Source organism: Pseudomonas sp. P5_A2_2 (assembly GCF_054177685.1).
This window is the reverse complement of sequence record NZ_JBGCUL010000606.1, coordinates 1-2,782: the sequence shown is the minus strand read 5'-3', so window position 1 is coordinate 2,782 and position 2,782 is coordinate 1. Positions and strand designations below refer to the sequence as shown.

The 2,782-nt window shown below is 58.6% G+C and carries 3 protein-coding genes; 2 read left to right on the top strand and 1 reads right to left on the bottom strand.

Annotated features, from left to right (window positions below):
- Nucleotides 1–234: 234 nt before the first annotated feature.
- Nucleotides 235–453 carry a DUF2970 domain-containing protein gene (locus ACXRVY_RS22975; RefSeq protein ID WP_223462860.1) on the top strand — a complete coding sequence of 73 codons (219 nt, stop codon included), beginning with the start codon at nucleotides 235–237 and terminating at the stop codon, nucleotides 451–453.
- A 6-nt stretch (nucleotides 454–459) separates the two neighbouring features.
- On the opposite strand, the gene ACXRVY_RS22970 is transcribed toward ACXRVY_RS22975, so the two are convergent.
- Entirely contained in the window at nucleotides 460–1,545 is a 1,086-nt protein-coding gene (locus tag ACXRVY_RS22970; RefSeq protein WP_223462859.1) for an ABC transporter substrate-binding protein, read from the bottom strand.
- A gap of 523 nt (nucleotides 1,546–2,068) precedes the next feature.
- Here ACXRVY_RS22970 and ACXRVY_RS22965 point away from each other — a divergent pair.
- Nucleotides 2,069–2,782: nitrite/sulfite reductase (locus ACXRVY_RS22965; protein ID WP_458238322.1), on the top strand; the 714-nt coding region annotated here is incomplete at its 3' end.

Sequence of the window (2,782 nt, the reverse complement as noted above, 5' to 3'; positions counted from 1 at the left end):
GAGCTACACCTCGCGCAAAGGCCAGGAGCTGAGCGTGACCGAGCGTTGGCTGGCGCCGAACCTGGGTTACGACAACTAACCCCCATCCCCTGTGGGAGCGTGGCTTGCCCGCGATGAACGATGACGCGTTTTCCCTGTGAAACCGCGGCGCGTCCATCGCGGGCAAGCCACGCTCCCACAGGTTTCGGGTGTATTGTCTATGCTTACCTCTCATGTATTGATGACGAGGGTTTTATGGACGATCCAGTCGACAACAAGCCACCAACCTTCTGGCAAATGCTGCACAGCGTCATGGCCGCGGCGTTCGGGGTGCAAAGCGGGAAAAACCGGGCGCGTGACTTCACTCACGGTAAGCCGAGTCATTTCGTGATTCTGGGGATTCTGTTCACGGCAGTGTTCGCGTTGACACTGTTTGGCATCGTCAAACTGGTGTTGCACCTGGCGGGTATCTGAACCGACTCAGTGCATCAGGGCTTGCAGACTGAACGGGTAGCGCCAGGACGCCGGCTGCCCCTTGGCCGAGAGTTTCTGGAAATCCACACCGTAATCCTGAGTGGTGCTCAAAGCCAGCAATCGCCTGGCTTGTGCGTGATCGATCAGCTGCAACAACGGAACCTGCCGGTCGCGCCCACCATACTGGCTGACATCCACCCCCTGGTCGTAGTCATGCAACTGCACCAGCGCCCAACCACCCAGAGTGAAGTGGCCGCCCAACAGCACACTCAACCGCCCATCCAACAGCGCCTGTAACGCGGCCGGTGAATTGTTGATGGCGCTGAATAGCGCGTCCTTGCCGGGCTGGCCTCCGGTTTCGGCATAAGCCTGCATGGCGCCAAAGGCCATTTCATCGTTGGCCGACCAGACCAGCGACGTTTGCGGATAACGCTTGAACAACAACCTGGCCTGTTCATAGGCGCGCTCGCGGGTCCAGCTGCCATAGACCAACTGGCGCAACCGCACTTCAGGGTGTTCGGCCAATGCCCGCATCATGCCCTTCTCACGCTGTTGCGCGGCTGGCGTGATCTTCAGGCCGGAAAAGGCCAGCAGATCAATGACCTGACCGGGCGCGACCGGGCGATGCAGGCGAATCAGCTGCTTGAGCATCAAGTAGCCGCCCTCCTCATTGTTGGGCACCAGGCTGCCCAACCAGTCGGAATACTTGTCCGGCTGAGCGCCGAGCAGGCGCATCTGGTCTGCGGTCAGGCCGTTGTTGACCAAAAACAGCTTCACACCGCTGCCTTGAGCCAGACGCAGGATTTCGGGCGCAACGTACAGTTCGTTGACGAACACCAGATAGTCCGGTCGATTCGGCCCTTGCAGAGCCTCGCGGGCCTGCTTGAGTGTGGTTTCAGCGTTTCGCTCGGAATACTGGATGTGCAAATCCATGCCCAGGTCCTTGGCCGCGGCCTGCATGAATTGCGAGTAACTGACCCAGAACGTCTCCTGGGTGGTCCCTGGATTGAGGAACAATACGGACGCCGCCTGGACACATGGTCCCCAGACCATACCCAGCGCCAGCACTGCACCACAGAAGAACTTCAACATTGATCGTCCGAGCCCCCGGAAATTCGCCGCGCATTATAGCCAGCGAGCCTCCGTAAAACGGCGATTTTTCCGGTTTTTGTCAGACAATCGTCGGAACCGGGCCCGGACGGGGTCGTTTACTGATGGCTGACCCAGAAAACCGCCGTCCCCACGACCAGAATGATCAGGAACAAAATTGCCCAGGCATCAACAGTACTATCGCTTTTCCGTGCTTTGGTTGGGTTGCTCATTGCATCGCCTCTTGTCGGTTTTATCGGTGATTGCATAAAGACTCGAGCAGAGTAAAGACGACGATTGCCCGCACCACAAACAAGGGCTTTGCAACAACGATTCTCATTAGGCGATTTGGTTCTTTACATATGCTCAAACATCACTTTTACGCATAACTGCAAACTGGTATCTTGCCCCAGCTCCGTAGGGAGTGCGCGGCCGTGCGCGCAGAATTGCCGAGGTTTTATCGGACGCCAGCAAGCCAAAAAACGCCGCTGTTTCCGACCGGCCCAAGCCTGAGAACAGGACTTATATGTACGTATACGACGAATACGATCAGCGGATCATCGAGGACCGCGTAAAGCAGTTCCGTGATCAGACCCGACGCTATCTGGCAGGCGAGCTGAGCGAAGAAGAATTCCGCCCCCTGCGCCTGCAAAATGGCCTTTATATCCAGCGTTTCGCGCCTATGTTGCGAGTCGCCGTGCCTTACGGCCAGCTGACTTCGCGCCAGGTGCGAATGATGGCCAAAATTGCCCGTGACTACGACAAGGGCTACGCCCACATCAGTACCCGGCAGAACGTGCAGTTCAACTGGCCGGCCGTGGAAGACATTCCGGACATTCTCGCTGAACTGGCCACCGTGCAGATGCACGCGATCCAGACCAGCGGCAACTGCCTGCGCAACGTCACCACCGACCAGTTCGCCGGTGTCGCCTTCGATGAGCTGATCGACCCGCGCCCATGGTGCGAGATCGTCCGCCAGTGGACCACGTTCCACCCGGAATTCGCTTATCTGCCGCGCAAGTTCAAGATCGCCGTCAACGGTTCTACCTCCGACCGCGCCGCCATCGAAGTCCACGACATTGGCCTTGAGCCGGTGCACAACGCCGCCGGCGAACTGGGTTTCCGCGTGCTGGTCGGTGGTGGCCTTGGCCGTACGCCGGTCGTGGGCGCGTTCATCAATGAATTCCTGCCGTGGCAAGACCTGTTGAGCTACCTCGACGCCATCCTGCGGGTCTACAAC

What these genes read in the sequence shown, in the direction of transcription:
- ACXRVY_RS22975 (WP_223462860.1), top strand. Translation starts at nt 235, where the DNA reads ATGGACGATCCAGTCGACAACAAGCCACCAACCTTCTGGCAAATGCTG.
- ACXRVY_RS22970 (WP_223462859.1), bottom strand. Translation starts at nt 1,545, where the DNA reads ATGTTGAAGTTCTTCTGTGGTGCAGTGCTGGCGCTGGGTATGGTCTGG.